The sequence below is a fragment of the Chitinolyticbacter meiyuanensis genome, assembly GCF_008033135.1.
Classification (GTDB): Bacteria; Pseudomonadota; Gammaproteobacteria; order Burkholderiales; family Chitinibacteraceae; genus Chitinolyticbacter; species Chitinolyticbacter meiyuanensis.
Genome location: NZ_CP041335.1, coordinates 3375558 through 3401854 on the forward strand (window position 1 = coordinate 3375558; position 26297 = coordinate 3401854).

General features: G+C 64.7%; 26 protein-coding genes. 10 read left to right on the forward strand and 16 right to left on the reverse strand.

Annotated elements, in window-relative coordinates; all coding sequences use genetic code 11:
• Positions 1–13: 13 nt before the first annotated feature.
• From holB to FLM21_RS16175, 6 genes are read right to left on the reverse strand one after another with little or no spacing between them, the layout of a single operon-like run.
• A complete protein-coding gene (gene holB / locus FLM21_RS16150; RefSeq protein ID WP_148716555.1) occupies positions 14–1033 on the reverse strand; it encodes a DNA polymerase III subunit delta' in 1020 nt (339 codons plus the stop codon).
• A complete protein-coding gene (gene tmk / locus FLM21_RS16155) occupies positions 1030–1674 on the reverse strand; it encodes a dTMP kinase (protein ID WP_187359939.1) in 645 nt (214 codons plus the stop codon). The genes holB and tmk overlap by 4 nt, the downstream gene beginning before the upstream one ends.
• A 40-nt stretch (positions 1675–1714) precedes the next feature.
• Positions 1715–2044, reverse strand: a complete 330-nt coding sequence (locus FLM21_RS16160) for a hypothetical protein (protein ID WP_148716556.1) — start codon at positions 2042–2044, stop codon at positions 1715–1717.
• 2 nt (positions 2045–2046) lie between these two features.
• Positions 2047–3888 carry a 1-deoxy-D-xylulose-5-phosphate synthase gene (dxs, locus tag FLM21_RS16165; RefSeq protein ID WP_148716557.1) on the reverse strand — a complete coding sequence of 614 codons (1842 nt, stop codon included), beginning with the start codon at positions 3886–3888 and terminating at the stop codon, positions 2047–2049.
• 11 nt (positions 3889–3899) lie between these two features.
• Positions 3900–4790, reverse strand: coding sequence for a polyprenyl synthetase family protein (locus tag FLM21_RS16170; RefSeq protein WP_148716558.1), 891 nt, complete (start codon positions 4788–4790; stop codon positions 3900–3902).
• Entirely contained in the window at positions 4787–5020 is a 234-nt protein-coding gene (locus FLM21_RS16175) for an exodeoxyribonuclease VII small subunit (protein ID WP_148716559.1), read from the reverse strand. The genes FLM21_RS16170 and FLM21_RS16175 overlap by 4 nt, the downstream gene beginning before the upstream one ends.
• Before the next feature lie 159 nt (positions 5021–5179).
• Between FLM21_RS16175 and glmS the strand changes: the two genes are divergently transcribed.
• The 3 genes from glmS (at position 5180) to FLM21_RS16190 (ending at position 9101) form a co-directional block, all read left to right on the forward strand.
• The gene (gene glmS / locus FLM21_RS16180) at positions 5180–6961 is read left to right on the forward strand and encodes a glutamine--fructose-6-phosphate transaminase (isomerizing) (RefSeq protein ID WP_148716560.1); all 1782 of its coding nucleotides are present in this window, start codon (positions 5180–5182) and stop codon (positions 6959–6961) included.
• A 33-nt stretch (positions 6962–6994) separates the two neighbouring features.
• On the forward strand, positions 6995–7342 hold the full coding sequence (locus FLM21_RS16185; RefSeq protein ID WP_148716561.1) for a GFA family protein: 348 nt from the start codon (positions 6995–6997) through the stop codon (positions 7340–7342).
• Between the two features lie 178 nt (positions 7343–7520).
• Positions 7521–9101, forward strand: coding sequence for a methyl-accepting chemotaxis protein (locus tag FLM21_RS16190; RefSeq protein ID WP_187359941.1), 1581 nt, complete (start codon positions 7521–7523; stop codon positions 9099–9101).
• 55 nt (positions 9102–9156) lie between these two features.
• Here the strand turns inward: FLM21_RS16190 and FLM21_RS16195 are convergent, their stop codons facing one another.
• Genes FLM21_RS16195 through FLM21_RS16205 form a run of 3 tightly spaced genes read right to left on the reverse strand, consistent with a single transcriptional unit; the run spans position 9157 to position 11305 of the window.
• Positions 9157–10092, reverse strand: a complete 936-nt coding sequence (locus FLM21_RS16195) for a DUF808 domain-containing protein (RefSeq protein ID WP_148716563.1) — start codon at positions 10090–10092, stop codon at positions 9157–9159.
• Positions 10093–10124: 32 nt separating this feature from the next.
• Complete coding sequence (locus FLM21_RS16200; protein WP_148716564.1) at positions 10125–10523, reverse strand: DUF6841 family protein; 399 nt, start codon at positions 10521–10523, stop codon at positions 10125–10127.
• Complete coding sequence (locus FLM21_RS16205; protein WP_148716565.1) at positions 10520–11305, reverse strand: MOSC domain-containing protein; 786 nt, start codon at positions 11303–11305, stop codon at positions 10520–10522. The genes FLM21_RS16200 and FLM21_RS16205 overlap by 4 nt, the downstream gene beginning before the upstream one ends.
• Positions 11306–11484: 179 nt before the next feature.
• Between FLM21_RS16205 and FLM21_RS16210 the strand changes: the two genes are divergently transcribed.
• From FLM21_RS16210 to FLM21_RS16230, 5 genes are all read left to right on the forward strand, one after another.
• Positions 11485–12483 carry a YheT family hydrolase gene (locus tag FLM21_RS16210; RefSeq protein WP_148716566.1) on the forward strand — a complete coding sequence of 333 codons (999 nt, stop codon included), beginning with the start codon at positions 11485–11487 and terminating at the stop codon, positions 12481–12483.
• Between the two features lie 3 nt (positions 12484–12486).
• Positions 12487–12774, forward strand: coding sequence for a hypothetical protein (locus tag FLM21_RS16215; protein WP_148716567.1), 288 nt, complete (start codon positions 12487–12489; stop codon positions 12772–12774).
• Positions 12775–12825: 51 nt separating this feature from the next.
• Positions 12826–14181: a phosphomannomutase/phosphoglucomutase gene (locus FLM21_RS16220; RefSeq protein WP_148716568.1), complete on the forward strand. Its 1356-nt coding sequence runs from the start codon at positions 12826–12828 to the stop codon at positions 14179–14181.
• 55 nt (positions 14182–14236) lie between these two features.
• Complete coding sequence (nadC, locus tag FLM21_RS16225) at positions 14237–15103, forward strand: carboxylating nicotinate-nucleotide diphosphorylase (RefSeq protein WP_148716569.1); 867 nt, start codon at positions 14237–14239, stop codon at positions 15101–15103.
• A 220-nt stretch (positions 15104–15323) separates the two neighbouring features.
• On the forward strand, positions 15324–16160 hold the full coding sequence (locus FLM21_RS16230) for a hypothetical protein (RefSeq protein WP_148716570.1): 837 nt from the start codon (positions 15324–15326) through the stop codon (positions 16158–16160).
• 5 nt (positions 16161–16165) lie between these two features.
• Here the strand turns inward: FLM21_RS16230 and FLM21_RS16235 are convergent, their stop codons facing one another.
• A complete protein-coding gene (locus FLM21_RS16235) occupies positions 16166–16948 on the reverse strand; it encodes a TatD family hydrolase (protein WP_148716571.1) in 783 nt (260 codons plus the stop codon).
• Between the two features lie 81 nt (positions 16949–17029).
• On the opposite strand from FLM21_RS16235, the gene FLM21_RS16240 reads away from it, so the two are divergent.
• Positions 17030–17983: a TerC family protein gene (locus FLM21_RS16240; RefSeq protein WP_148716572.1), complete on the forward strand. Its 954-nt coding sequence runs from the start codon at positions 17030–17032 to the stop codon at positions 17981–17983.
• A gap of 46 nt (positions 17984–18029) precedes the next feature.
• On the opposite strand, the gene FLM21_RS16245 is transcribed toward FLM21_RS16240, so the two are convergent.
• Entirely contained in the window at positions 18030–19088 is a 1059-nt protein-coding gene (locus FLM21_RS16245; RefSeq protein WP_148716573.1) for a DUF475 domain-containing protein, read from the reverse strand.
• Positions 19089–19331: 243 nt separating this feature from the next.
• On the opposite strand from FLM21_RS16245, the gene FLM21_RS16250 reads away from it, so the two are divergent.
• Entirely contained in the window at positions 19332–20189 is an 858-nt protein-coding gene (locus FLM21_RS16250; RefSeq protein ID WP_148716574.1) for a PIG-L deacetylase family protein, read from the forward strand.
• A 569-nt stretch (positions 20190–20758) separates the two neighbouring features.
• Here FLM21_RS16250 and FLM21_RS16255 read toward each other — a convergent pair.
• The 5 genes from FLM21_RS16255 to FLM21_RS16280 form a co-directional block, all read right to left on the reverse strand.
• On the reverse strand, positions 20759–21820 hold the full coding sequence (locus tag FLM21_RS16255; RefSeq protein ID WP_148716575.1) for a reverse transcriptase family protein: 1062 nt from the start codon (positions 21818–21820) through the stop codon (positions 20759–20761).
• Positions 21780–22097: a helix-turn-helix domain-containing protein gene (locus FLM21_RS16260; protein WP_148716576.1), complete on the reverse strand. Its 318-nt coding sequence runs from the start codon at positions 22095–22097 to the stop codon at positions 21780–21782. Before FLM21_RS16260 ends, FLM21_RS16255 begins: the two co-directional genes overlap by 41 nt.
• 1131 nt (positions 22098–23228) lie before the next feature.
• Complete coding sequence (locus FLM21_RS16270) at positions 23229–23960, reverse strand: LytR/AlgR family response regulator transcription factor (protein WP_148716577.1); 732 nt, start codon at positions 23958–23960, stop codon at positions 23229–23231.
• The gene (locus FLM21_RS16275) at positions 23960–25012 is read right to left on the reverse strand and encodes a sensor histidine kinase (RefSeq protein ID WP_187359942.1); all 1053 of its coding nucleotides are present in this window, start codon (positions 25010–25012) and stop codon (positions 23960–23962) included. The genes FLM21_RS16270 and FLM21_RS16275 overlap by 1 nt, the downstream gene beginning before the upstream one ends.
• 11 nt (positions 25013–25023) lie before the next feature.
• Complete coding sequence (locus tag FLM21_RS16280; protein ID WP_148716579.1) at positions 25024–26295, reverse strand: hypothetical protein; 1272 nt, start codon at positions 26293–26295, stop codon at positions 25024–25026.
• Between the last annotated feature and the right edge of the window lie 2 nt (positions 26296–26297).

The following is a 26297-nucleotide window of genomic DNA, read 5'->3' on the forward strand; positions in this document are numbered from 1 at the left end:
AGTTCCTCGGCTTCTATCCCTTGGCCCGGCTCACCCGGAACGCCGCCACGTAGTCGTTGAGCAGCGATTCATACACCAAGCGCAGGTTGAGCGGGTGATGCGCCAGTCGTTGTGCGGCCAACAGCGTCTCGGTGTACTTCACCAGCTGTGGCGCACGAACCGACAGCCGCGTCAGCTCGTCCTTGCAATCGGGATAATAGCGGAGTTTGCCCGACAGCCCCACGCTGACCAGATCGTAGACCCATTTTTGCAGCCAGCCGATCACCAGCGCCGTGTCGAGCTTGGATTTCTCGAGCTCCGCCGCCACCGCCAACACATCCAGCGAGCCCGGATTGCTCAAATGATCAAGCAGCCCCGCGCGCACCGGCAGCCATTCGGCTGCCGCATCGTCGAGCGCAGCCAGAGGCGCTCCACCGGTATGCGCGAGGTGCAACTCCGGGTTCACCACGCCCTGTTCGCCCAGCCAAGCGCTGGCCGCGGCATGATCGGGCATTGGCAGCGGATAGATACGACAGCGGCTGCGGATGGTCGGCAACAGCCGGCGCCAATGATGGGCGACCAGGATGAACTGCGCGCCTGCTGGCGGCTCTTCCAGCGTCTTGAGAAAGGCATTGGCTGCCGCGGCATTGAGGCTTTCGGCTGGGTAGACCACGGTCACCTTGGCGCCGCCGCGATGCGTGGTCAGGTTGACGAAGTCGGCGAGCTCGCGCACATCGTCGACGCCGATCACCGGCAGCTTGCGTTTGGGCTTGCTGCCCTCTTCCTCGTCATCGGCCTCGTCGGCCGGCGCCAGCACCCGGTAGTCCGGATGATTGCCGGCAGCGAACCAGCGACAGCCCTCGCATCCGCCACATGGCTCGGTGGTCTTGGTCGGCGACTCGCACAAAAACCAGGCCGCCAGCCGCTCGGCAAAGCGGCGCTTGCCGATACCGGGTTCGCCGGTCAGCAGCAGCGCATGCGGCATGCGCGCAGTGCCGGCGATCAGGCCCTGCCATGCGGCGTGCTGCCACGGATAGAGTGCTTCACCGTTCATGCCGGCAGACCCAGCCAGCCCGGCAGTCGCCTTTCAAGTTCGGCCTGGATCGCCTCGACGCTGCCCGATGCATCAATCACGCGGATGCGTTCCGGCGCGGCAGCAGCGCGTTCGAGGTAGGCGGCCCGTACCCGGGCATGGAAATCGGCGGCCTCGCGCTCGAAGCGATCGAGCTCACGGCCATTGGCTAGGCGCGCGCTCGATACCTCCGGCGGCACATCGAACAGCAGCGTCAGATCCGGCTCGATCCGCTCCTTGCCCGCACCCTGTACCCAGTCTTCCAGCGCCTCGAACTTCTGCTGCGGCAAGCCACGACCACCGCCCTGATAGGCGAAGGTCGCGTCGGAGAATCGGTCGCACAACACCCATTCGCCCCGTTCCAGCGCCGGTGCGATCACCCGAGCCAGATGCTCGCGCCGTGCGGCGAACATCAGCAGCGCCTCGGTTTCCAGATGCATGGGTTCGGCCAGCAGCCATTCACGCAGCTTTTCGCCCAGCGGCGTACCGCCGGGCTCGCGCGTGCGCACCAGCGGGATGCCACGCGCGATCAGCCAGCGCGCCAGCCACAAGAGCTGGGTGCTCTTGCCGGCGCCGTCGACGCCTTCTACAGAAATGAAACGGCCACGGGGTATCGATTGCATGACGGCGATTGTCTCATAGCCCACGGCACGCTGGCGCGGGTCAACGCTGGCGAGCGGCGAGGAAATAGGCGGTCAGCAGCAATGCCAAGCCGGCAAGCATCAACAGGCCTTCTACCCCCGCAGCGATGCCGGAGTAGAGCAAACGTTGCTGCATTTCCATCCCAACCATGGCATCGGAACGGATCAACAGCAGGGCGAACACCGGCTTGAGTGCCGCCGCCAACAGGTAGCAGGTCAATGCCGCCCAGGCGAAACCACGACCAGGAGGACGATGCTTCTGCATGGCCAACATCCCCAGAGCGATCAGCAACACCGCCATGACAGGCAGTTGCCCAAGCGCCAGCGCCCCTATGTGCATCAGCACATCCATGGTCAACCCAGCCGTTGCCGGACAGCCGCCTCGATACCCGCCGCATCCAGCCCGCAATCGGCGATCAACTGCTTCTGCTCGCCATGATCGACATAGCCGTCCGGCAGGCCCAGCTGCAATACCGGCACATTGATGCCGGCGGCGCACAGTGCTTCCAGCACGGCACTGCCAGCACCGCCCATCACGGCGTTTTCCTCGACCGTGACCAGCAGCGCGTGATCCGCGGCCAGCTGCTTCACCAGCTCGATATCGAGCGGCTTCACGAAGCGCATGTTGGCAACGGTGGCATCCAGCGCCTCGCCGGCCTCCAGCGCACCGGCCAGCACGGTACCGAACGACAGGATGGCGACCTGGCTGCCCTGGCGTCGGATCTCGCCCTTGCCCCAGGGCACGCCGGTCAGTGCGGGATCGAGCGCGACGCCGGGGCCGTTGCCGCGTGGATAGCGCACGGCTGCCGGGCCGACATGACGATAGGCAGCCACCAGCATCTGCCGACATTCGTTCTCGTCGCTGGGCGCCAGTACGGCCATATTCGGCACGCAGCGCAGGAAGGAAAGATCGAACGAGCCGGCGTGCGTGGGGCCGTCAGCGCCAACAAGGCCGGCGCGGTCGATGGCGAAGGTCACGTCGAGATTCTGCAGCGCCACGTCGTGGATCAGTTGGTCGTACGCACGCTGCAGAAAGGTCGAGTAGATGGCGACCACCGGCTTGAGGCCTTCGCAGGCGAGGCCACCGGCGAAGGTGACTGCATGCTGCTCGGCAATCCCGACATCGAAGTAGCGCGCCGGATATTCCTGCTCGAAGCGCACGAGACCGGAGCCCTCGCGCATCGCCGGGGTGATGGCGACGAGCTTCTCGTCGGCGGCAGCCATGTCGCACAGCCAGTCGCCGAACACCTGGGTGTAGCTGACCTTGCCACCCGCCTTGCCGCCGGCCATGCCGTTCTCGGGCTGGAACGGCGTCACCGCGTGGTACTTGACCGGATCATCCACCGCCAGCTTGTAGCCCTGCCCCTTCTTGGTGACCACGTGCAGGAACTGCGGGCCCGACAGCTGCTTGATGTTGGACAGCGTGGATACCAGCGCGTCGAGGTTGTGGCCGTCGATGGGCCCGATGTAGTTGAAGCCCAGCTCCTCGAACAGCGTTGCCGGCGAGAAGAAGCCCTTCACATGCTCCTCGCCCTTCTTGGCGAGCTCCTTGAGCGGCGGCACCTTGTCGAGCACCTTGCCCGACACGTCGCGGAAACCGTTGTAGAACTTGCCCGAAAGCAGCTTGGCCAGGTAGTTGTTGAATGCGCCGACATTGGGCGAGATCGACATCTCGTTGTCGTTGAGGATGACCAGCAGGTCGACATCGCGATGCCCGGCGTTGAACAGCGCTTCCACCGCCTGGCCGGCAGTCATCGCACCGTCGCCGATCACGGCAATCGCCTTGCGCTCCTCGCCCTTGAGCTTGGCCGCTTCGGCAAAGCCTAGCGCTGCACCGATCGAGGTGCTGGAGTGGCCCACGCCGAAGGTGTCGTATTCGCTTTCCTCACGCTTGGGAAAGCCGGCAAGGCCGCCCTGCTTGCGCATGGTGTGCATCTGCTCGCGCCGGCCGGTGAGCACCTTGTGCGGATAGCTCTGGTGGCCAACATCCCACACCAGCCGGTCGTGCGGCGTATCGAATACGTAATGCAGCGCAATGGTGAGATCGACGGCGCCAAGATTGGAGGCGAAGTGGCCACCGGTCTGGCTGATGCTGTCGAGCAGGAATTGCCGCAGTTCGGCGGCAAGCTGCGGCAGCGCGCGGCGTTCGAGGCGGCGCAGGTCCGCAGGACAGGAAATGGCGTTGAGCAGGGACATCGTCATGGGAATCAATGGCTACGGGCGACGATATAGTCGGCGAGGTCCAACAGGCGCTGCGCACGGGCGCCGAATGGCGCGAGGGCCGCGCGGGCATCAGCCTGCAGCTCTGCGGCTTTGTCGCGCGCGCCCTTGAGGCCGAGCAGCATCACATAGGTCGGTTTGTTGTTGGCGGCATCCTTGCCGGCGGTCTTGCCCAGCGTGGCGGTGTCGGCCTCCTCGTCGAGGATGTCGTCGACCACCTGGAACGCCAGGCCCATGCATTTGGCGAAATGGTCGACGCGCGCCATCTCGTCGTCGGACAGCGGCGCACCGCAATGCGCGCCCAGCAGCACGGCGGCCCGGATCAGCGCGCCAGTCTTGAGGATGTGCATCATCTCGAGTTCGGGCAGCGACAGGCTCTGACCGACGCTATAGAGATCGACCCCCTGCCCGCCGCACATGCCGAGACTGCCAGCAGCGCGAGCAAGAATGCCGACCATCTTGAGCTGGATCGCCGGCTGATCGGCCAGCACCTGGTGCGACAACACGTCGAAGGCAGCGGTCTGCAGCGCGTCGCCCGCCAGCAGGGCAGTGGCTTCATCGAAAGCAACATGCACGGTGGGCTTGCCACGGCGCAGCACGTCGTTGTCCATCGCCGGCATGTCGTCATGTACCAGCGAATAGGCGTGGATCAGCTCGACCGCCGCGCCGACGTGGGCGAGGCGGGCAGGGTCGGCGCCGGTAAGCTCACCTGCGGCGAAGGCCAGCAATGGGCGCACCCGCTTACCGCCATCGAGCACCGCGTAGCGCATCGCCCCATGCAGGCGGGCCGGCAGGTGGTCGGCGCGCGGCAGCACGCTGGCCAGCGTGGTCTCCATGCGGGTCTGAACATCCTGCATCCAGGATTTGAATTCGCTCATGCGCCCTCCTCCGGCGAGAACGGCTTGAGTTCGCCGTTCTCCAGCACCTTGAGCTGCTGCTCGGCGTCCGCAAGCTTGCCTTGGCAGAACTGCAACAGCGCCTGGCCGCGCTGATAGGCGGCGAGCGAGGCTTCGAGGGGCAGCTGGCCGGATTCGAGTTCGCCGATCAGCGCTTCGAGTTCGGCATAGCCGGCCTCGAACGATTCGGGCGGTTTGGCTGCTTTCGGCATGGGGAACTGGGCCTGGGAAAATCCACGGACGATAGCGGAAACGCCGAAGCCCAGTCAATGTGCGGCACCCGCTGCAAGGCGCATCGGGCCGGGCTTGGCCGCGGTTTCGAATTTGCAGGACGCCACCTACGATGAAGCAAGCTTCAGCGGAAAACGCCCATGAGCCATCTCTTCGGTCTGATCCATCGCGCTGCCGCGGCCGGCACCGCCACCACGGCACTCAGCCGCCTGCGCGACAGCGGATTTCGCGGTACTGGCTGGATCGCCCACGACGGTGAGCAGTTGGTCCGCCAGCAGGGCCGCGGCCTGCCGGTGCCCTTGCCGATCTCCGGCCGACTGGCGCTGCTGCGCCTCGACTGGGAGCTGCCGCAGCAGCATGCGCTCACCGTCGCCGACGGGCAGTTGGGCCTTGTCTGGCGCGGCGCCATCACCAACGCCGACGAGATCGCCGATGTGCTGACCGCCGTGGGCTACAGCGCCGGCAGCCTCTACCCGGCCGAGCTGGCCGCCAACCTGCTGCAATGGCACCTCTCGACCACCCACGATCTGCTGCAGGCCGCCCAGGCCACCGCAGCACAAATGCAAGGCGTGTATGCCTTCGTCGCCACCTCGACGCTCTGGCCGGACCAATTGGTCTGCAGTAGCCAACATGTGCCGCTGCTGCTGGCTAGCGCCGACGATTGCGCCGCGGTGGCGGATCAATTGGCGCCGCTCTCGGCCATCGCGTCCCAGGTGATCAAGCTCGCCGACGGCGATGTCGCGCGCCTGCAGCCCGGCCGAGTGGAAGTGCTCGACGTGGCCGGCAAGCCGGCACTGCGCACCCCGGATCGGGTGGACCGACGCGAGGCCGCACCGGACTTCTTCCGCTACTACATGGAAAAGGAAATCCGGGAGCAGCCGGCCGTGCTGGCCGATACGCTGGGGCGGACTGGCTTCGCGCCGGATCTGGCAGGCCTGCTCGACGAAGACGCCGCCCGCCTGCTGGCGGGCGTGGAACAGGTGATCCTGGTCGGCAGCGGCAGCAGCTATCAGGCCGCGCTCACCGCGCGCTACTGGCTGGAAGCGCTGGCCGGGCTGCCAGCCCAGGTCGAGCACGCCAGCGAATATCGCTTCCGCGACGTGGCGATGCCGCAGAACACGCTGCTGATCGCGATCTCGCAATCGGGGGAGACCGCCGACACCGTCGCCAGCCTGGCGCTGGCGCAACGCGCCGGCGCGCTGTACAGCCTTGCCATTACCAACGACGCCGGCAGCACGCTGGCGCAGAAGGCCCAGTTCAGCCTGTGCACCGCCGCCGGGCCCGAAGTGGGGCTGACCTCGACCAAGACCTTCACTGCCCAGCTGCTGAGCCTCTACCTGCTGGCGCAGGGACTGGCGCGCCAGCGCGGCTACCTGGCGCCAGCCGAACTCGCGGAGGTGAAGACCGGCCTCGCCCATCTGCCGCAGGCGGTCGAGGACGTGCTGCAGCTGGAAGGGCAACTGGCGCAGTGGGCGCATCGCCTTGCCGAGCGCACATTGCTGCTCTACACCGCACGGCACCAGCAGTTCCCGATCGCGCTGGAAGGCGCGCAGAAGATGCTGGAAGTCGCCTACCTGCACGCCGAGGGTCACCCTGGTGGCGAGCTCAAGCACGGCCCACTGGCGCTGGTGGATCGCCATATCGCCGTGGTGGCGTGCATGCCCTGGAACCGCCATGCCGAGAAGCTGCTGAGCAACCTGCAGGAAGTACGCTCGCGCCAGGGCGAGCTGTTCGTGCTGTCCGACACCGCGCTGGCCGCCGGCGAGCACTTCAACACCGTGCGCATGCCGCCCTCGCTGCGCGACCTCGACCCCATCCTCTACAGCGTGGCGCTGCAGTTGCTGGCGTACCGGGTGGCGCTGGCACGCGGCACCGAGATCGACAATCCGCGCCATCTGGCCAAGGCATTTGCCGAGGAATAGCATGGCCGCTCCGCATCCAACGAGGAGATCACGATGAAATACCGTGGCAGCTGTCATTGCGGCCGGGTGGCCTTCGAAGCCGAAGGCGAGCTCACCGGCGTGTTGTCGTGCAACTGTTCGATCTGCCAACGCAAGGGCGCGCTGATGTGGTTCGTACCACGCAGCGCGCTCACGCTGCTGACGCCGGACGATCAGGCCGCCAGCTACACCTTCAACCGCCACGTGATCCGCCACCGCTTCTGTCCCGAGTGCGGCATCCACCCGTTTGGCGAGGGCGTCGATCCGCAGGGCAATCCGATGGCAGCCATCAATGTGCGCTGCCTTGAGGACATCGATCTCGACGCCTTGGCCGTCACCCATTACGACGGCCGCAACAAGTAAAGCGTCCGGGGCGGCAGGCCCGGCTGATCCAGCCGCCGCGTCGCCCCCTCCTCTCCCTGCCCGATCCGCCCCCCCAGACAAGCCACACCGCCTGACGACGATAGACGGCGCGTCATCACGAACTTGTCACACAGTCTTCATATTCTTCCCGCTCCCGCAAGATCCCGATGGAGTGGATATGAAGATCGCCAGCCAGCTCAAGGTCGTGAGCGCGCTGACCGTGGCAACCCTGCTCGGCCTCGGTGCCTGGATCGCCTGGCAGAGCACCACGCTGCGCGACGATTTCGCCGCCGACCGCGCCCATCAGCAGGCGGTAGCCGTGCTGGCCGACATGCACGGCACCATGCTCAAGCTATCTCGGCTCGACCCACTGATGCAGGATGCAGAAGCACAGCTGGCGAATGCCGAGCACAGCGTGGCCACAGCGCAGGCCAAAGCCACCCGTCTGCTCGGCCCGGCGGCCGAGCCGGTGAACGCGGCGCTCACCGCCAGCTGGGCGCGCTATCTGCAGCAATACCGCAGCGCCGTCACCATCTCGGCGGAGAGCCCCGAGGACGCGCTCAGCATCCCGGAGCAGATCTACCGCAATGATCTCGCACCCGTGCTCGAAGTGATCGAGCGCAGCATGGCCGAGGCGCAGGCGCGCTCGCGCAGCAGTGCAGATGCCATCGCCGGCCGCATGGCGCGGCTGGTCAGCGCGACGCTGCTGCCGCTGGCGCTGACCGCACTGCTGATCGTGGTGAGTCAGCTCTATTTCGCCCGCAAGCTGCGCCTGCGGCTTGCCGCGATGGCCGAAGCCACGGCGCGGCTGGAAGCCGGCGACCTGACCGGCCGCATGCGCGAGGGCGGCGACGAGATCGGCGAGCTGGCTCGGGCGCAGAACCGTTTCCTCGACCGGCTCTCCGGTACGCTGGCCGGAGCGCGGCGGGCCGCGGTGACAACGCGCAGCGAAGCGGCCCACGTCACCCAGCTGGCGGATGCCACCCGCAGCGAGGCGAGCCGCCAGGCGCAATACCTGGCCGATATCGGTGGTGCCAGCAGCACGCTGCGCCAAGCGGTTGGCGAAATCGCCGATCAGGCCGATGCGGCCAGCAGTGTGGTCGGCGAGGCCCGCGGCGCAGTGGATGCCGCCCATGCCGCCGGCGAAGCCACGCTACAGCGCCTGCATGCGCTCGCCAGCGAATTCGGCCAGACCGAATCGGCGATGCGCGAGCTTGACGGCGCCATCGCCCAGATCGTGCAGGTGGCCGCCAGCATCGGCGACATCGCCAAGCAGACCAACCTGCTGGCGCTCAACGCCGCGATCGAGGCCGCCCGCGCGGGCGAAACCGGCCGCGGCTTCGCCGTCGTCGCCGACGAGGTGCGCAAGCTGTCCCTGCAGACGGCCGAGGCCACCCAGCGCATCGACGGCATCATGGGCAGCATCCGCGCCCGCTCGGACGACACGCTGAACGCCATGGGCGCCGCGCTGGTCCACGTGGCCGAATGCCGCGATGACGGCGCGACGGTAACGCAGGCGCTGACCCGCATCTCGCACGCCACCGCACGCGTCGACGGACTGATGGAGAGCATTGCCGCCGCAGTCGACGAACAGGGCCACGCCAGCGCCGAGATCAGTGCGCGGCTCGCCAGCATCGGCGAAGGCGCTAGCCAGAACATGGCCAGCACCGAGGCCATGCTGGGCGACATGCGCGAGCTCGCCGTGGTGGCTGACGACCTGGAAGCCCGACTGTCGACGCTGCGCTTTCGCGAGGGCTGAAACTGGCATAAAAAACGCCGGCATCAAGCCGGCGTTTTTGCTGGGCTGGGCAGGCTCAGCGCTTGAACTTGCCGATCACGCCGCCGATCAGCTTCACCACCACCAGCACCAGCGCACCGGCGATCACCCCGGCAACCAGATCGAGCAGCGTCGGCGTAATGGCAGCAAGCACGCCGCCGACCGCGGGCAGCGCATGCACCGCTTCAGCCGCATGATGGATCAGGTCGTGCGCACCCGGAATGCCATGGGTGAGGATGCCGCCGCCGACCATGAACATCGCGGCTGTACCGATCACCGACAGCGCCTTCATCAGCCACGGCGCGAACGCCAGCAGGCCGCGTCCCAGCGCACGCTGGAAACCATTGTCCTTGGCGGCGAGATAGAAGCCGGCGTCATCCAGCTTCACGATGGCGGCGACAATGCCATAAACCCCCACCGTCATCAGGATGGCAATACCGGAGAGCACAGCCGCCTGTGTGCCGAATGCCTTGCCGGCGACCACGCCAAGCGCGATCACGATGATTTCGCCGGAGAGGATGAAGTCGGTGCGAATGGCGCCCTTGATCTTGTCCTTCTCCAGCGCGACGAGATCGACTTCCGGATTGGCCAGCGCCGCGTGCAGCTCGGCCTTGTGCGCGTCGTCCTCGTGCCGGCTGTGCAGGAACTTGTGTGCCAGCTTCTCGAAGCCCTCGAAGCACAGGTAAGCACCGCCCACCATCAACAGCGGAATGATCAGCCAGGGAATGAAGGCGCTGATGATCAGCGCGGCCGGCACCAGGATCAGCTTGTTGCGGAACGAGCCCTTGGCCACCGCCCACACCACCGGCAGCTCGCGTTCGGCCTTCACACCGGATACCTGCTCGGCGTTGAGCGCCAGGTCGTCGCCCAGCACGCCGGAGGTCTTCTTCGCGGCGACCTTGGTCATCACGGCAACGTCGTCGAGCACCGAGGCAATGTCGTCGATCAGGGCTAATAGGCTGGTTCCGGCCATGGTAGAAACGTCTTCCTGTTGCGGGTGGGGGATCAGCGGTCCAGCCGCTGTTCGTCGTAAGCGGTGCAGAGCAGAACATGCCAGCCTGCCGCCGTGTGCAACAAGTTGTAGGCCGTGTGAAAGCGCCAAGGCGGCAAGCCATCCCGGCGGGTGATCTGCCAAGCCAGCGTGACGAAGGCGCCGTGCAGCCCCTGTGGCAGATACGCGACAAGCTCATATCCAGCAGTGGCATAACCCTGCTCGCGATACAACGCACACAGGGCCACCATGTTGGCGCACGCGTCAGCACGCTTGGGCCAGTGCACGTAGCCCTCGGCGGTGACGATGCCGGATGGCTCATGGTAGTGCGTCGCCACGGCCTCGCCATCGAGTGCATCGAAGGCCGCACGGTAGCTAGCAAAGAACGCCGCCAACGACCCAGGCAAGATCATTCGAGCAGCGTGATCGGATCGCCAGCCGCGATGCGCCCCGGCTTCTCGACGATGGCGTTCATGCCGAACACCACCTCGCCGTCGCGCTTGCGGTGCCGCGCCAGCGTGCGGATCGGCTCCTGGTCCCGTGATTTCACGCCGGTCTCGGGATCGACCGTGGTGAACACGCAGCGGCCACAGGGCTTGGCAAAGCGCACCACCGCCTCGCCCACCTGGATGCGCGTCCAGCCATCCTCGGCAAAAGCATCTGCACCGTCGATCACCAGATTAGGTCGAAAACGGGCCATTTCGAACGGCTGGCCGGCCCAGGCCGACAACTGCGCCAGCGAGGCACTACCGATCACCAGCAAGGGATAGCCATCGGCGAACGACACCGGGGCATCGGGAAAGTGCTTCACCCGTCGCTGTGTCTCCCCGGTATATAGCAGCCGCACCGGCCGGCCGAGGAAGGCCGACAGCCAGGCATCCGCCTCGTCCGCGCCGTGCCACGCGCCGAAGTCGGTGCCCCATACGTGGGCCGGATGGCCCTGGGAAAACACCGCGCGCGGTGCATACACCTGGCCGTGGCCGGGCGCCGACAGCGCAAGACCAGTGTCGTCGGCCTCGGCCTGGATCGTCACCAGTTGCGGCAGCTCCCGGCCGGTGACGAAGCGCCCGCTCGGCTCGGCCACCATCCACGCCCGATCGTCGGGCAAGCCGACCTCGGCGAGCTCGGCCACGTTCAGCGCATGGCCGTGGGCAGACTTGAGCGGATAGCGATAGAGGGCGGATAGCGTGGGCATGGCAGTATCTCGGCAACAACCACCGCCACTGTGCCGCTCGCGCCCGTCCGCGACAAGCGACAGCAATGGCAACAACGACCCACAACAGCTGTGCGCCGCGCGCGACGGCGAAGCGCAGCTCACTTCCCCGCCGCCGCCGCATCCGCTAGCCTGTGTGCACTGCTGCAACCGCCGCCGTCATGCACCGCGAACACCGACTCGAACTGCCGCCCTACCGTGCGCCCAGCTGGCTGCCGGGCGGCCATGCCCAGACCATCTACCCGGCCATGTTCATGTGGCGGCGCCACCTGCGCTACCGGCGCGAAGCCTGGGTCACGCCCGATCTCGATACCGTTGTCGCAGACTGGGTCGACGGCCGCGCCGGCACGCCCATCGTCGTGATGTTCCACGGCCTGGAGGGCGGCTCGGCCAGCCACTATGCGCGCTCGCTGTTCCAGTACCTGTATCCCAAAGGCTGGCGCGGCGTGGTGCCGCACTTCCGTTCCTGCGGCAACGTGCCCAACCGGCTGCCGCGCTCCTACCATGCCGGCGATTCGGCCGAGATCGGCTGGATCCTGGGGCGGGTACGCCAGCGCTATCCGGATGTGCCGATCTACGCGGTCGGCGTATCGCTCGGCGGCAATGCGCTGCTCAAATGGCTGGGCGAGACCGGCGCCCGGGCGCATGCCTATGTTGCTGCCGCCGCCGCCATCTGCGCGCCGGTCGATCTCGCCGCCTGCGGCGACGCGCTCGACAACGGCATCAATCGCAAGATCTACACCCGCGAGTTCCTGCGCACCATGCGGCGCAAGACGCTGGAAAAACTGAAGATCACCGATAACCCCTTCATCGATCGCGAGCGGGTCAAGCGCGCCGTCACACTGCGCGAATTCGACGACCTCGTCACCGCACCGCTGCACGGCTTCCATGGTGTCGAGCACTATTGGGCGGAAGCGAGCAGCAAGCCGCTGCTCAAGGAGATCGCCCTGCCCACGCTGATGGTGCACGCGCTGAACGACCCCTTCATCCCCCCCGCCAGCCTGCCCGAGGAACACGAGGTGTCGGACATGGTGATGCTGCTGCGGCCTAAGGAAGGCGGCCACGTCGGCTTCGTTTCCGGCCCGCCACCGGGCAAGCTGATCTGGCTGCCCAATATCCTGATGCGCTTCTTCCAGCACCACGCACCGCTGCGAAGCTGACTCATGAAGAAAAAAGACGTTACGCAAAGATCGCCGGAAGTTGTACCGGACATCACTGAACAGGAAGCACGCGACATCATGCATCGCTGCGAGGCGGCCTCTCCAGGACCATGGACGTCATTCGTAGAAGGACGCGACCATACTTGCGGCTCCAATTTTATACAGACCTCGGGCGAAGACATTGAGCTCTCCGGTGTAACCGTTGCTGATCAAGACTTCATCGCTGCGGCACGCCAAGACCTTCCCCGGTTGCTCGCAATGCTGGCCCGACTTCAGGGCTGGTCACTCTAGTTCTGTAACCCCCAACGACGTTGCCGCTGAAACTCAAGCTTTAGGCCTGACATGCCCGACATCGACCTTCGCCTGTTCAAGGCCTACGACGTGCGCGCGCGCACCGACGCGCTGACGCCAGCCGCAGCACAGTTGATCGGCCAGGCCATCGGCACGCTGGCGCAGGAACGTGGCTTCAGCCGCTATGCGGTAGCGCGCGACGGCCGGCTCAGCAGCCCGGCGCTTGCCGCTGCACTGGTCGACGGACTGGCCACCAGCGGCATCACGGTGATCGATCTCGGCCTTGCCGCCACGCCGGTCCTGTATTTTGGCGCCAGCCAGCTGGCAGACGGCTGCGGCGCGGTCGTCACCGGCAGTCACAATCCACCGGACTACAACGGCATCAAGCTGATGATCGGTGGTGAAGCCATCGGCGGCGCGGCATTGCAGGCGCTGGCGCAGCGCATCGTTGCCGGTGAACTAAGCCAAGCAGCACAACCCAGCCAATGCACCAAGCACGACATCGCATCGGCCTACACCGCCGCCATCTGCACCGCGGTGCCGCAGACACGGCGCTTGAAGCTGGTGATCGACTGCGGCAACGGCGTGCCCGGCGCCATCGCGCCGGCGCTGTTCCAAGCGCTGGGGCATCAGGTCGACGCGCTGTATTGCGAGGTCGACGGCCATTTCCCCAACCATCACCCCGATCCGCAAGACCCGGCCAACCTCACCGACCTGATCGCACGCGTGGCCGCCACCGGCGCCGATCTGGGCCTCGCCTTCGACGGTGATGGCGACCGGCTGGGCATCGTCACCGTGCAGGGCGCCATCGTGCCCGGTGACGCGCTGCTGGCGCTGTTCGCCCAGGCGCTGTTGCCGCAACAGCCCGGCGCGCTGGTGCTGCACGATGTGAAATCGAGCCGCCTGGTCGCCCGTTGCGTAGCCACAGCCGGTGGGCATTGCGTCGCCATCCCCACCGGCCACACCCATATGAAGCGCGAGCTCAAGGCGCGCGGCGCGCTGCTGGCAGGCGAATTGTCCGGCCACTACGCCTTCGCCGGCTGGAATGTGGACGACGCGCTGTATGCCGCGGCCCGGCTCACTGCCCTCGTTGGCGCCGGGCTCGATCTCGATGCCGGGTTCGCCCGGCTGCCGGTTTGCCACAGCACACCCGAGCTGCAATTGGCAGTGCCCGATGCCGCCGCCGAACTCACCCGCATCCTCGCCACCGCCGCTTTCCCGACAGCGGTTTCGACGAGCGACATCGACGGACTGCGCATCGAGTATCCGGATGGCTTCGGCCTGATCCGCAAGTCCAACACCACGCCGGTACTGACGTTGCGTGCCGAGGGCGATGACGCTGTTGCGCTGGCCCGTATCGTAAGTGAACTAACCGTCGCCATCGCGCCGCTACGCTGGCCCGGCTGACAATACGCAACGCTTGCCGGACAATGGCGGCCGTTCCCTCGCCCGCCGATACGCCATGCCCACGCTGCCGCTGCCCCACCTGATCGCCGCCGACGTTGCCCGCGCCCTTGCCGAAGATGTCGGCGATTGCGACTGGACTGCGCAGCTGATTGCGCCGGAACGCCAGGGCCGCGCCACGGTGATCGCGCGCGAAAACGCGGTGATCTGCGGCATCGCGTGGTTCGACGAATGCTTCCGTCAGGTGGACCCGCGTGCGTGCGTGCGCTGGCAAGTCGCCGAGGGCACACAGGTCAAAGCCGGCACGCAGCTGTGCGAGATCGTCGGCCCGGCCCGCGCCCTGCTTACTGCCGAGCGCAGCGCGCTCAATTTCCTGCAGCTGCTGTCGGCGGTGGCAAGCACCACCCGCATCTACGCCGACACCGTCGCGGGGACCCGTGCCGTGGTGCACGACACGCGCAAGACGGTACCGGGCCTGCGCCGTGCGCAGAAGTACGCCGTCACCGTCGGGGGGGGGGCCAACCAGCGCGTAGGTCTCTACGACGGCATCCTGATCAAGGAAAACCACATCATGGCCGCCGGTGGCATCGCGCTGGCGCTCGCCGCAGCCCGCGCCATCGCACCAGCGCATGTCACGCTGCAGATCGAGGTGGAGAATCTGACGGAGCTCGGCGAGGCGTTGGCCGCCGGTGCCCCCTCGGTGCTGCTCGACAACTTCAGCCTCGCCGATCTGAATGAGGCGGTGCGCCGCAACGGCGGCCGCGCAGTACTGGAAGCCTCGGGTGGCGTCGATCTGACCACGCTGCGCGCCATCGCCGAAACCGGCGTCGACCGCATCTCGGTCGGCAAGCTGACCAAGGATGTGACGGCGGTCGACCTGTCCATGCGCTTCGTGATGGATACCGCTACGGGTAATCCCGAATAGCCGGTGCCGCCTAGCAAGGCGCACAGTCCAGATCATGAAGACCGCAAACGCCTCCCTGTCCCTCACGCGCCGCTCGGCGTTTTGGTACCGCTCCTATCGCTAAGGGGCGGACAGGGTACGTTTGAACACCATGCCGCCGATCCAGGCGGCATGATTGTTTTGGGGGATACCCCAACATCCGGCGGATCGGTGGCCCGACAACAAAAGGGAACCGATCATCATGCAAGCCACCATCCTCTGCGCCGAACGCCACATCGGCCCCCTCACGCTGGGCCACCTCGTCAGCACGCTGCGCCAGCGGCTGTTCTTCCAGGATCGCCACAACCAGTACCTGCTGCTCGACGGCGAGACCGACGAGCAGGTGCTCGATCTGGCTGCCGATCACCTCGCCGTCGGCATCGACCCGACCCGTGTCACCCTGCTCAATCGCCGCGCGGTACCGGAGCTCGCCACGTTGCAGCGTGCGCTGCAGCCGATCGCGCCAACGCCAGCCTCCCCCACCGCCACGCTGCTCGCCGGCCTGCAGCCGCAACTGGTGTCTGCCCACGCGGCCTCCGCCACGACGCTGGCCGATGCCAACCACCTGATCCGTGCGGTCAACGCGCGCGCCGGGCGCTCGCTGCTGGCCGAGGCGCAGGCGCTGCTGCCGACACGCTCGCCGTTCGCCGCACCGCGTACCGCGCTCGATATCCCGTTCACCGCCGACGCCGACGCCATCGCCGCAGTGATCGCCGCGTTGCCGTCGGCTACGCAGGTGGGATTGCCCGCGCGCGAAACCGACGGCCATCCGCTGTTCCAGCTGCTCACCGTATTCGAGCACGATCTGCCCTTCGTCGACGATCTCAAGGCCAAGTTTCGCCGCGGCGGCTTGTCCGAGCGCGTGGTGAAAGCACACCTGATCGATTGCGCCGAGCGGGTGCTGGCCCCGGTGCGTGAGAGCCGCGCGGCACTGGCCGCGAATCGCGCCACGCTGCAGGCGGTGCTCGATGCGGGCAACGCACGGGCACGGGACACGGTGGGCGCGGTACTGGCCGACGTGCGGCGCGTGTTGGCGTAAGGGCGTCAGGCCAGCGTTGCGGCCAAGCCCGGCAGCACGCGCAGCGTGTTAGCGCGGGTTTGCTCCGCAATCGTGGCAACATCGCAGCCGCGCAACTCGGCCAGCACGCTGGCAATACGCGGCAGTTGATCCGGCTCATTGCGCCCCGGCGGCGAACCCGCCAGCCAGGCTGGTGCGATATCGGGCGAATCGGTTTCCAGCACGATGGCTTCGAGCGGCAACTCGGCGGCGAGCTTGCGAATCCGCTTGGAGCCGCTGTAGGTCATCGCCCCGCCGAAACCCAGTGCGAAACCGAGCTTGATGAACTCATCGGCCTGCTGACGGCTGCCGTTGAAGGCATGCGCGATGCCGCCCTGCACCTGCCATTTGCGCAGGTATTTGAGCACCTGATCCTGGCTGCGGCGGATATGCACGATCACCGGCAGATCGACATCGCGCGCCAGTTTCAACTGCGCTTCGAACACGGCAATCTGGCGCGCAGCGTCCAGGCCTTCTACATAGAAATCGAGGCCGATCTCGCCGACGGCGACCGGTGATTCGCGACGCAGCCATTCAGCCAGCACGTCGAGATGCTCGTCGCGGTGCTCGGCGATGTAGATCGGGTGCAGGCCGAACGCCAGTGCAGTACCGTAGCGGTCGCGCATCGTGCGGGTCTGCTCGAAGGTGGCGACGGTGATGGCGGGCACCACCTGCTGGACGATGCCTGCCGCTCGTGCCCGCGCCACTACGGCATCGCGGTCGGCGTCGAACTCCGGGGCATCCAGGTGGCAGTGGCTGTCGATGAACATCTGGGGAACTCTGGGCGTTTTGGGCTATCTGTTCCTCGCCGCCACAGGGGGCGGCACAACGTAACGATAACAGGGATCAAGATGACCGAATTATGGATATGGGGCGTGTTCGCCGTGGTGGTGATCGCGCTTCTGGCCTTCGACCTCGGGGTGCTGCACAAGGACGACCGCGAGATCGGGGTCAAGGAAAGCCTGAAGCTCTCGGCCTTCTACATCGCGGCCGGTCTTGCCTTCGGTGGCTTCGTCTGGTGGCAGAAAGGGGCCGGCGCCGGCATGGACTACTACACCGGCTTCCTGGTCGAGAAATCGCTGTCGATGGACAACGTGTTCGTGATCTCGCTGATCTTCACCAGCCTGGCGGTGCCACGTGAGTACCAGCACCGGGTGCTGTTCTGGGGCATTCTCGGCGCCATCATCATGCGCGCCATCATGATCGGCCTGGGCGCCGCGCTGGTGCACGAGTTCAGCTGGATCCTGCTGGTGTTCGGTGCCTTCCTCTTGTTCACCGGCGTGAAGATGCTGTTCTCCAAGGATGAAGAGACCGACATCGAGCAGAACCGCGTGTTCCGCTACCTCAAATCGCACCTGAAGATGACGCCCAAGCTGCACGGCCACGACTTCTTCGTCGATGGCAGCAAGGTGGGCCTCGCGGCCGGGCGCTATGCCACGCCGTTGTTCCTGGCACTGTTGATGGTGGAAGCGGCCGACCTGATCTTCGCGGTGGACAGCATCCCGGCCATCTTCGCCATCACGCAGGATCCGTTCATCGTCTACACGTCGAACATCTTCGCCATCCTGGGCCTGCGCGCGCTCTACTTCGCGCTGGCAGCCATGGTGCATCGCTTCCACTACTTGAAGTACGCGCTCGCCATCGTGCTGATCTTCATCGGCATCAAGATCGCGCTGGTGTACCTGCAGATCAAGATCCCGTCGGTGATCTCGCTAGTGGTCACCTTCGGTTTGCTGGCAGCCGGCGTGCTGTACTCGCTCTACAAGACGCGGGGCGAGCCGATACCGGAAAAACCACAGCCCTGACCGCACCATGAAAAACGCCCCTGACCGGGGCGTTTTTCATTGCGGCCTATACCGGCCCGCGCAGCGACGATTCACGCTTGTTCACCCACCAGGAATGGATGGCCGCGAGCACGATCAGCACCGCCGCGATGCCGCCGGTGATCGCCTCGGGGATATGCCAGCGCGCCGCCAGCAGCATCACCGCCGCCAAGGCGCCGATCGCCCAGAATGCGCCGTGCTCGAGATAGCGCAGCGACGACAGCGTGCCCTTGTACACCAGGAGCAATGTGAACGAGCGCACGAACATGGCGCCGATGCCGAGGCCAATGGCGATCAGGAAGATGTTCTTGGTCAGCGCGAAGGCACCAAGCACGCCATCGAACGAGAACGAGGCATCGAGGATTTCCAGGTAGATAAAGCCGCCCCAGCCGGTCTTGGCGGCGGCGTTGTCGTCACCCAACAGGCTGCCCACACCGTCGACCGCCACATAGACCACCACGCCCCACAGCCCGGCGATCAGGAAGCGGTAGCCATCGGCCTCCGGCAGCAGGTGCGCCACGCCCAGCAGCACCAGGATGGAGAGCAGGATGGCCGCCATGTCGAGCTTGCCGAGCTTGGCGAGCACACGCTCCACCGGCTTGAACCAGTGCTCGTTCTTCTCGTGATCGAGGAAGAAGTTCCAGAACACCAGCATCAGGAACGCGCCGCCGAAGGCGGTGACCTCGATATGCGCCGATTGCAGGATATTGGCGTATTCATGCGGCTTGACGATGGCCATCGACAGCACATCGCTGGCGGGCCAGCTGCCTGTGGTCAGCCACTCGTAGAGCGACACCGGCCCCGGCAGTGGCGCCATCACCGCAATCACGCCAACGATCACCAGCGGGAACACCACCCGCATGCCGAACACCGCCACCAGCATGCCCCACACCAGGAAGCGGCGACGCCACTTCTCGTCCCAGTGCTTGAGCACCGAGGCATTCACCACCGCATTGTCAAAGGACAAGCTGGTTTCCAGTAGCGCCAGGTTGAAAGCCACCCACAGGCCCGTCCAGCCGCCGATGGCGAATGCACCGGCAAGCCCGAGCGCGGTGACGATGAATGAACCGCCGAAGTACTGCCACATGAGCCCTGGATCCTGAAAGAAATCGCTGCATTATGCCCTCTGCCCGGGCGATCCGCCGCTGGCACACCGCCACCGTGAGTCCGGGGCCGGCTTGTGCCAGATCAGCGGCAGCGATCCAGGCAAGGGCTAGAGTGCGGTATCGGGCGTGCCAGGCCGCGCGCCGCCTTGGTCGGGCCCGGCAAAGCGCCTATACTCGCCAGCATCAAGCGGCCCTCGCGCCGCGTTCCCACGGAGCCCCCTTCAATGAGCAATCCCTACCTCGATCTCGTTGCCGCCCACGATACGTTGCTGCAAACGCCCGGCCCGCTGTTTTCCAGCATCGATGGCCTCAACCTGCCGCCGAATCCGGAGCTGGCCGCCGATGCGCCGGTAGTGATGATCTTCGCCCCGCACCCGGACGACGAGTGCATCATCGGCGCGCTGCCGCTGCGCCTCGGCCGCGAGGCGGGCTTCCGGGTGGTCAACATCGCCGTCACCCAGGGCTCCAACCTGAAGCGCCAGCCCGAGCGCTGGGTGGAATTGAAGAACGCCTGCGACCTGCTCGGCTGGGAGCTGCGCGAAACCATTCCCGGCGGCCTGATGAGCGTCGGCACCAAGACCCGCGACGCCGACCCGACTGCCTGGGCCGAGAAGGTGGACGTGATCGCCAAGCTGATCGAGGAATACAAGCCCACCGTGTGCGTGTTCCCGCACGACAACGACTATCACTCGGCCCATATCGGTACCCATTACCTGGTGGTCGATGCGCTTGCCAAGGTCGGCCACCGCTGCGTGGTAGGCCTGTCCGAATTCTGGCGCCAGATGGAAAAGCCGAATGCGCTGATCGCCACCGGCAACACCGACACCGCCGACCTGATCGCGGCGCTGGCTTGCCACGTGGGCGAAGTCGAACGCAACCCCTACCACCTGCGCCTGCCGGGCTGGATGGCCGACAACGTGCGCCGCGGCGCCGAAGTCTGTGGCGGCCAGGGGGCAGCAGCACCGACCTTCAGCTTCGGCACCATCTACAAGGTGGCCCAGTTCGATGGCCGCGCGATTGTCGATACCGAGCAGAAGTACACGATTGCGATTGATGGGGACATTGAGGCTGTGCTGGCCTGATTGATCGGTTTTGCGCATATGTAAAAACGGCGGCTCGTGGATGGGCTGCCGTTTTTGTTGGTGATTGCTTCGAATGCAGATCAATAGTGTTAGCGCCTGCGGCGCGGTGTTTGATGCGCGTTCCGCCGCGCCCACGGGTTCATTTCTTTTGCTTCGCCAAAAGAAACGAACCAAAGAAAAGGCGTGCTCTGCATCGCGCGTCGCTAGGCGGCAAAGCCGCCAAGCTTGGGCGTGACCCGCCTTGCGGCCCTCCGGGCTACCCTCAGTCGGTCGCGAGTCTAGGTCTCGCTCCACTCCTTCGGCGCTTGGCAAAGGGGAGGAAACCGCGCGCTAATATGGCTGCCAAAGCGTGAAACTGCTGAAAGCATACCTCCACCCACGCCCTTGGGTTCCCTCCAGTAGACAATCGAGTCGGCACCTGCGGGACTTACTCGCTTTGCTCGCTCAAACATCCTCGGCCCCCCCCGCTTGTTCCTCGCTCGGCGCTCCTAAGGGGCTCGAACTGTATGCAAGCAGCATATTCTAAAAAATCACTCAACGCCGTGTAACGCGCTAGGCATTTTTAGCAGTCATTTAGAAGTACAATTTTTCATTGCCGGAGGAATAACCGCTCTCGTGGCTTGTTGCCGTTTCAACGCAGCCCTCTTAGTACGATTCTTTACAATTTCATTCCACGTGTCACAGTGTTCTTCGACAATCCTGGCACGGATCAACTTATACCGCGACTCAATTTGCTCAGCTTCTGATAGACACCCCACCAAACTTGCCAATATCTCCCTCTTGCGCGCCTGAGCTAGATTTAGCACGGATGCAGCAAACAATGTTTCTGAAAGGTCGCGAATCTTCTTCACACGCTTGAAAGGTAGCCTCAAGCCTTGAGGCGTCACCACAAGACCGGTAATCAAAGCATGGCCACTCTGCTGGACGTTAGTTTTGTGATATTTATAACCACGCTGAAATATCACACTAGCAACTTCGCCTAAAAGTTGATGATTTGCCTTTGCTCCGGAGATAGTTATATCGTCCACATACAAAGTAAATCTACAGCCAGCTTTGGCGCAGATTTCTGCTATACGATCAAACATTTTTATGTTCGCCAAATAGGAGATCGCCGGACTCAAGCAACTACCCGTTGGAATATGAACGCCGTGATTTTTAGAGCAAACGACACAGAGCTTCGCCAGAATAGTCGCAATATCGGGTGCACATTTGAACGTATCAAAGAAAAAGGAGTGAATTCGATCATACTTGATCGACGGGAAGAATTTTTTGATATCGATCTTAAGAACTGGTCCATTCAACAAATGAGCATTAGCGTTTGATCTATAAGACCGGCTCTTGATCGCAGAATGCACATAACTGGGGGGCGCTATTCGAATCAAATATTTCAATAGTCGGCGGTGTATTTTTTCTAATTCATCGACCGGCTGACAAATGAACCGCCGGCTCTTTCTATCAACAAAAATCTTATACTGTCTCGTAAGGCCAGCCTTCTCAACATCGCGAATTAGCCTTAACTCCACTCCAAGCAATTCTGAAAGTCGCTTTTTACTCGAAAGACCAAACAGCGGAGAACGATCAATAGTGTATCTATGCTGCTGGGGAGTCCCCGTCTTTTTTTTCTGAGTCATCAGCAACCCACTCCAGAATTTTGAGCATTTTTCTAGATATAAACTGCCTTGCCTTACTTACACTATGCTCCCCACGTAACGTTTCAGAAAAAACCACCAATGAGGACAACGGAACTTTGAAGTAATCTGCGTAGCGCTGCAAAATATCTAGTGAAGGCTCCTTTTTCCCAGATTCGAGTTCAGACAAATAGGAAGTAGAGATAGAAAGCCGCCCAGCCAACTCAGTTTGACTAAGGCGATGATACGTTCGTATCAGCTTTAAAGCATCGGATACCATGTTAGCCTCAAAAGTGAGGGGGGCGTAGCTTAGCTAAACAAATCCTCGATGAAGCCGGTAATGTGAGGGGCCTTATCGGCTACCCACCCCCAAGCTTCTGGGATATGCACCGTCATCCACTTCCATCCCTCGGGTCTTAAAAGCAAAAAGCGCAGAGCACCTTTTACTAAGAAAACCGCCCCTGATTTAAGCCTACTCATCCAAGGGAAACTACAAGATTTCTGTTTACGGACGTCTTTACTACGCGCAGGTCGAACTGCAAATGGTGGTTTCATTACAAATTTCCTTAAAAAAGCGTCAATCGATTGACTGACGTGGAAGGCACTATGCCTTCCCCCCTCGCTCTTTTTTAAGGACAGAGAATTCGACCTACCCCCTTTATCACAAATTGACTGATCGCCAGCCCTCAGCGATCAGGTTAGCAGTCCGGGCCATCGCGTCACACGCGGCGCGCGGCGGCATTGAGACCGTTGATAAATTTGACGGAACGACAGCTCCCGCCGCGAGCCGAAGCTCAAAACTACGTTCGAGGACATCTCTGTTTTACCCACTTGCCACGGCAGTATAACGCCACAGGGCCACAATGCAAATTTTTTTCGCTATCAGCGAATATTTTTCGCTAGCAATGAGGATGATGGTCAGGTCTTGCGTTTTGCCACAAGCACAATCCTCGCACGCCACCCGAATTCCCCTCAGGAGCGCCGCGCGAGGAACAAGCGGGGCGGGGTTTCGCCGAGGATGTTTGAGGCCGCAGGCCGAGTCCCGCAGGCGCCGCCTCGATTGTCCGCAGCGAGGGAACCCCGAAGGGGCGCGGATGCGGGGTCGCCTTTTCTTTGGTTCGTTTCTTTTGGCGAAGCAAAAGAAATGAACCCGTGGGCGCGGCGGAACGCGCATCAAACCCTGCGCCGCAGGTGCAAAACCCAGCCTTTCCGGCAGTCGCTCCCGCCTTCAACAACAGCGGTTCATCCCGCCAAATCCCCCCTCCCTCCTTGCGCCAAAGAGGGGAACACCCCGGCCACGCTGGCAGCGCATTGCATATCGTGGCATATCCTCGGGGGAAACGAGAAAGAACGCGATCCGCCGGGCGGAACCGGCATCTAAACACCGCGCCGCAGGCAGCAACACGCCCTCTCACATCTGCCTGAACTGCCCAGCAAAACTGCGCGACAACGGCAGCACCTCGCTGCGCTGCTTCAGGTGAATGAACTGCCGCCCCAACAGATCGCGCTGAATCCGCGCCACTGCAGCGAGGTTCACGATCAGCCCGCGGTGCACTTGGGCAAAACGATCGGGGGCCAGCTGCGGCAGCAGCTCCTTCAGCGAGGTACGGATCAGGTGGCGCTCGCTGGCGGTGACCACGTCGGTGTACTTGTTGCTTGCCTCGAAATACACCACCTCATCCACATGGACGAGTCGCGTGGTATCGGCAAGGCCCACGGTCAGCCAGGCGAGGCCCGGGGCGGCCGGGCGCTGCAGCTGGGCCAGCAGGCTGGCAAGATCGATATCCGGGCGCACGGTCTGTTGCAGCCGGGTCACGCATTGCGCGAGGCGCACGTCGTCCACCGGCTTGGTCAGGTAGTCGACCGCGGCGGCGGCGAAGGCGGCAAGCGCGTATTCGTCGTAGGCGGTGACGAACACCACCCGGGTGCGGCCGGCAGCCGAGGCCACCTGCAGGCCGGTGAGGCCGGGCATGCGGATATCGAGGAAGGCAAAATCCGGCTGGCACTGCGCCAGCGTCGCCACAGCATCGATGCCGTTGTGCACGATGGCGACGAGCTCCAGCGCCGGCCACAACTGCTGCAGCCGGCTGGCGAGGTGACTGGCCAGCAGCGGTTCGTCGTCGGCAATCAGCGCGGTCGGCATCAGGGCTCCCGGTAGGGCAAGGTCAGTTCGGCGATCACGCCGCTCGGGCTGTTGGGCTGCAGCACCAGCTGCCCTGCTCCGCCATACAGGCTGGCAAGCCGCGCCCGCACATTGGCCAGACCCACGCCGGCACCACCGGCGGACTGCCCCAAGCCGGCACCGCTGTCGGCCACCCGCAGGCACAGCGAGTCGCCGTCGCGGCGGGCCGAGACGACCACCTCGCCGCCCGCCAGCGCCGGTTCGATGCCGTGTTGCAAGGCGTTCTCCACCAGGGGTTGCAACAGCAGCGGTGGCAGGCGCGCACCCCGCAGCGCCTCGGGGATCTCCAGCCGGTAGCGCAAGCGCTGCTGCAACCGGATCTGGCCGATGGCGAGCAGTGCCGACACCAGTTCCAGTTCGTCCGCCAGCGTCGATACCGACTTGCGGGTGCGATCGAGGCTGGCGCGCAGGTAGCCGTTCAGATGCCCCAGCAGCGTTTGCGCCAGTGGCGGATCCTGCGCGATCAGGCTTTGCACGTTGGCCAGCGTGTTGAACAGGAAATGCGGCTCGATCTGCGCCTGCAGCAGGGCGAGCTGCGCATCGGTTTCGGCGGCGCGCGCTTCGCTGGCGCGCTGTTGCTCGGCCGCAAGCTCGACGCGGTATTCGGCATTGCGGATGGAGAGCGAGATCACCACGGTGGCGGCCACCGCGATCACCATGCAGCTCAGCAGCAGCCGCCATTGCGCCAGCGGGTTCACCAGCAGGTGCGTCACGTCGTACACGCCAAGCCAGGCCGCAAGCTTGAAGCCGATCCAGATGCCGATCGGCACGGCGATCAGGTGCATGGCCAGGCGCGGCAGGCGCGGCACCAGTTCGAGCACGCCATAGCCGCACCAGATCGAAACACCGATCGCATTGGCGATGATCAGGTTGTCGAGCACGCCGACATGCGGATTGGTGCCGATCAGCAAGGCGGCGACCACCTGGTTCACCACCAGCAGCAGCGTGATGCCGCTCCACCGGTCCATCCCCGGCTTGCATTTCAAGCTCGCCCGCAATTTGCTCAGGCTCATGCCGTATCCGATCAAAAGTAGTGGGTCAGCGCCAGTTGCCAGCGCTGTGTTGCCGGTGCGGCGCCATAGTTGCTGAGGGCCGTGCCGTGGTTGTACAGCCATTGCGCGGTCAGGTCAGCCCAGCGGCCGCGCCAGCGCGCCTGCAGCCAGGATTGCCAGCTGGCATCGACCAGATCGCGCCGCCAGTAGCCGGCCAGATCCAGCCCGGCCACGCCGGCATCCTGCCAGCTGGCGTACAGCATCAGTCCTTCGCGCGTGGTCAGCGCCTGGCGCGTGCCCGCTAGTTGGCGGTAGCGCGCGTAGTCGTCCGCGCTGCCCCGTTGTGTACCCAGTCGCACATCATTCTGCAGCGCTTTCCATTCATCCGCATCCACCGCGCTGTTGTCGCGCTGGTATTCAGCGGAAACGGAAAGCTTGAACGAGGTGGTCCAGGTGGCGCCCACCGTGTAGGCGGCGCGAAACGCGCTGTCGTCCTCGCCACGCGCGCGCGCCAACAGGCTGGGCTGGTTGCCGCCGGCCCATTCCACATAGCCGACCAGCGCATCGCTCAGCAGCACGCTCCAGTTCACACCGGCCTGCACGCTGCCGGGTTCGCCGTAAAGCAGCCACTGCGGGTCGAACCAATCGTTCAAGCGCTGGCTGGCCACCAATAGCCAGCGATCGACCGGATTGGTGGCCCCGAGGTCGAGATCGAAGCCATCGTCGCTTGGGCTATCGGCCAGCTCGGGCGACCAGAGTGCCGTCAGCGCGCCGCCTTGCCACAACCGCTGGCCGCGCAACATCACGCTGCCCTGGCGGTTCTCGCGCAGTGCCTGCGGATCGGCGCTGGTGACCGAGCGCAACGCGCCTGCCTTGAAGAAATCGGTCGGGTTGTAGCCGAGGCCGGCGCCGTAGCGCACGTTCACTCGGCCGAGGTCGACCACGGTGCTCGCATCCGGCTGCCAGCCGACATAGGCCTCGCGCAGTGTGTTGATCGCCCGGTCTGCCCGCCCCTGCCAGGCCCAGCCGTCGAGCCGGTCCGACAGCACCAGCCGCCAGCCCGGTGCCAGCGTGGTATCGAGCACCGCGTCGAGCGACAACCGCGCACTGTCCGGCGCCTGTGCGCCATCGCGCGGCCGGGCGATGCCGGCCGCGAGCTCGGCATGGGCGCGCCAGTCGCGCGTTGGCACCGCGGCGGCCGGGGCGTCGGGCAGGTCCGCCAGTTGCAGCGCTGCCGCATCGGACTCGATGGCGTGGGCAGCCGGGGCAAGCAGCAGCACCAGCCAGAGATGCCGTGGCGCCATCG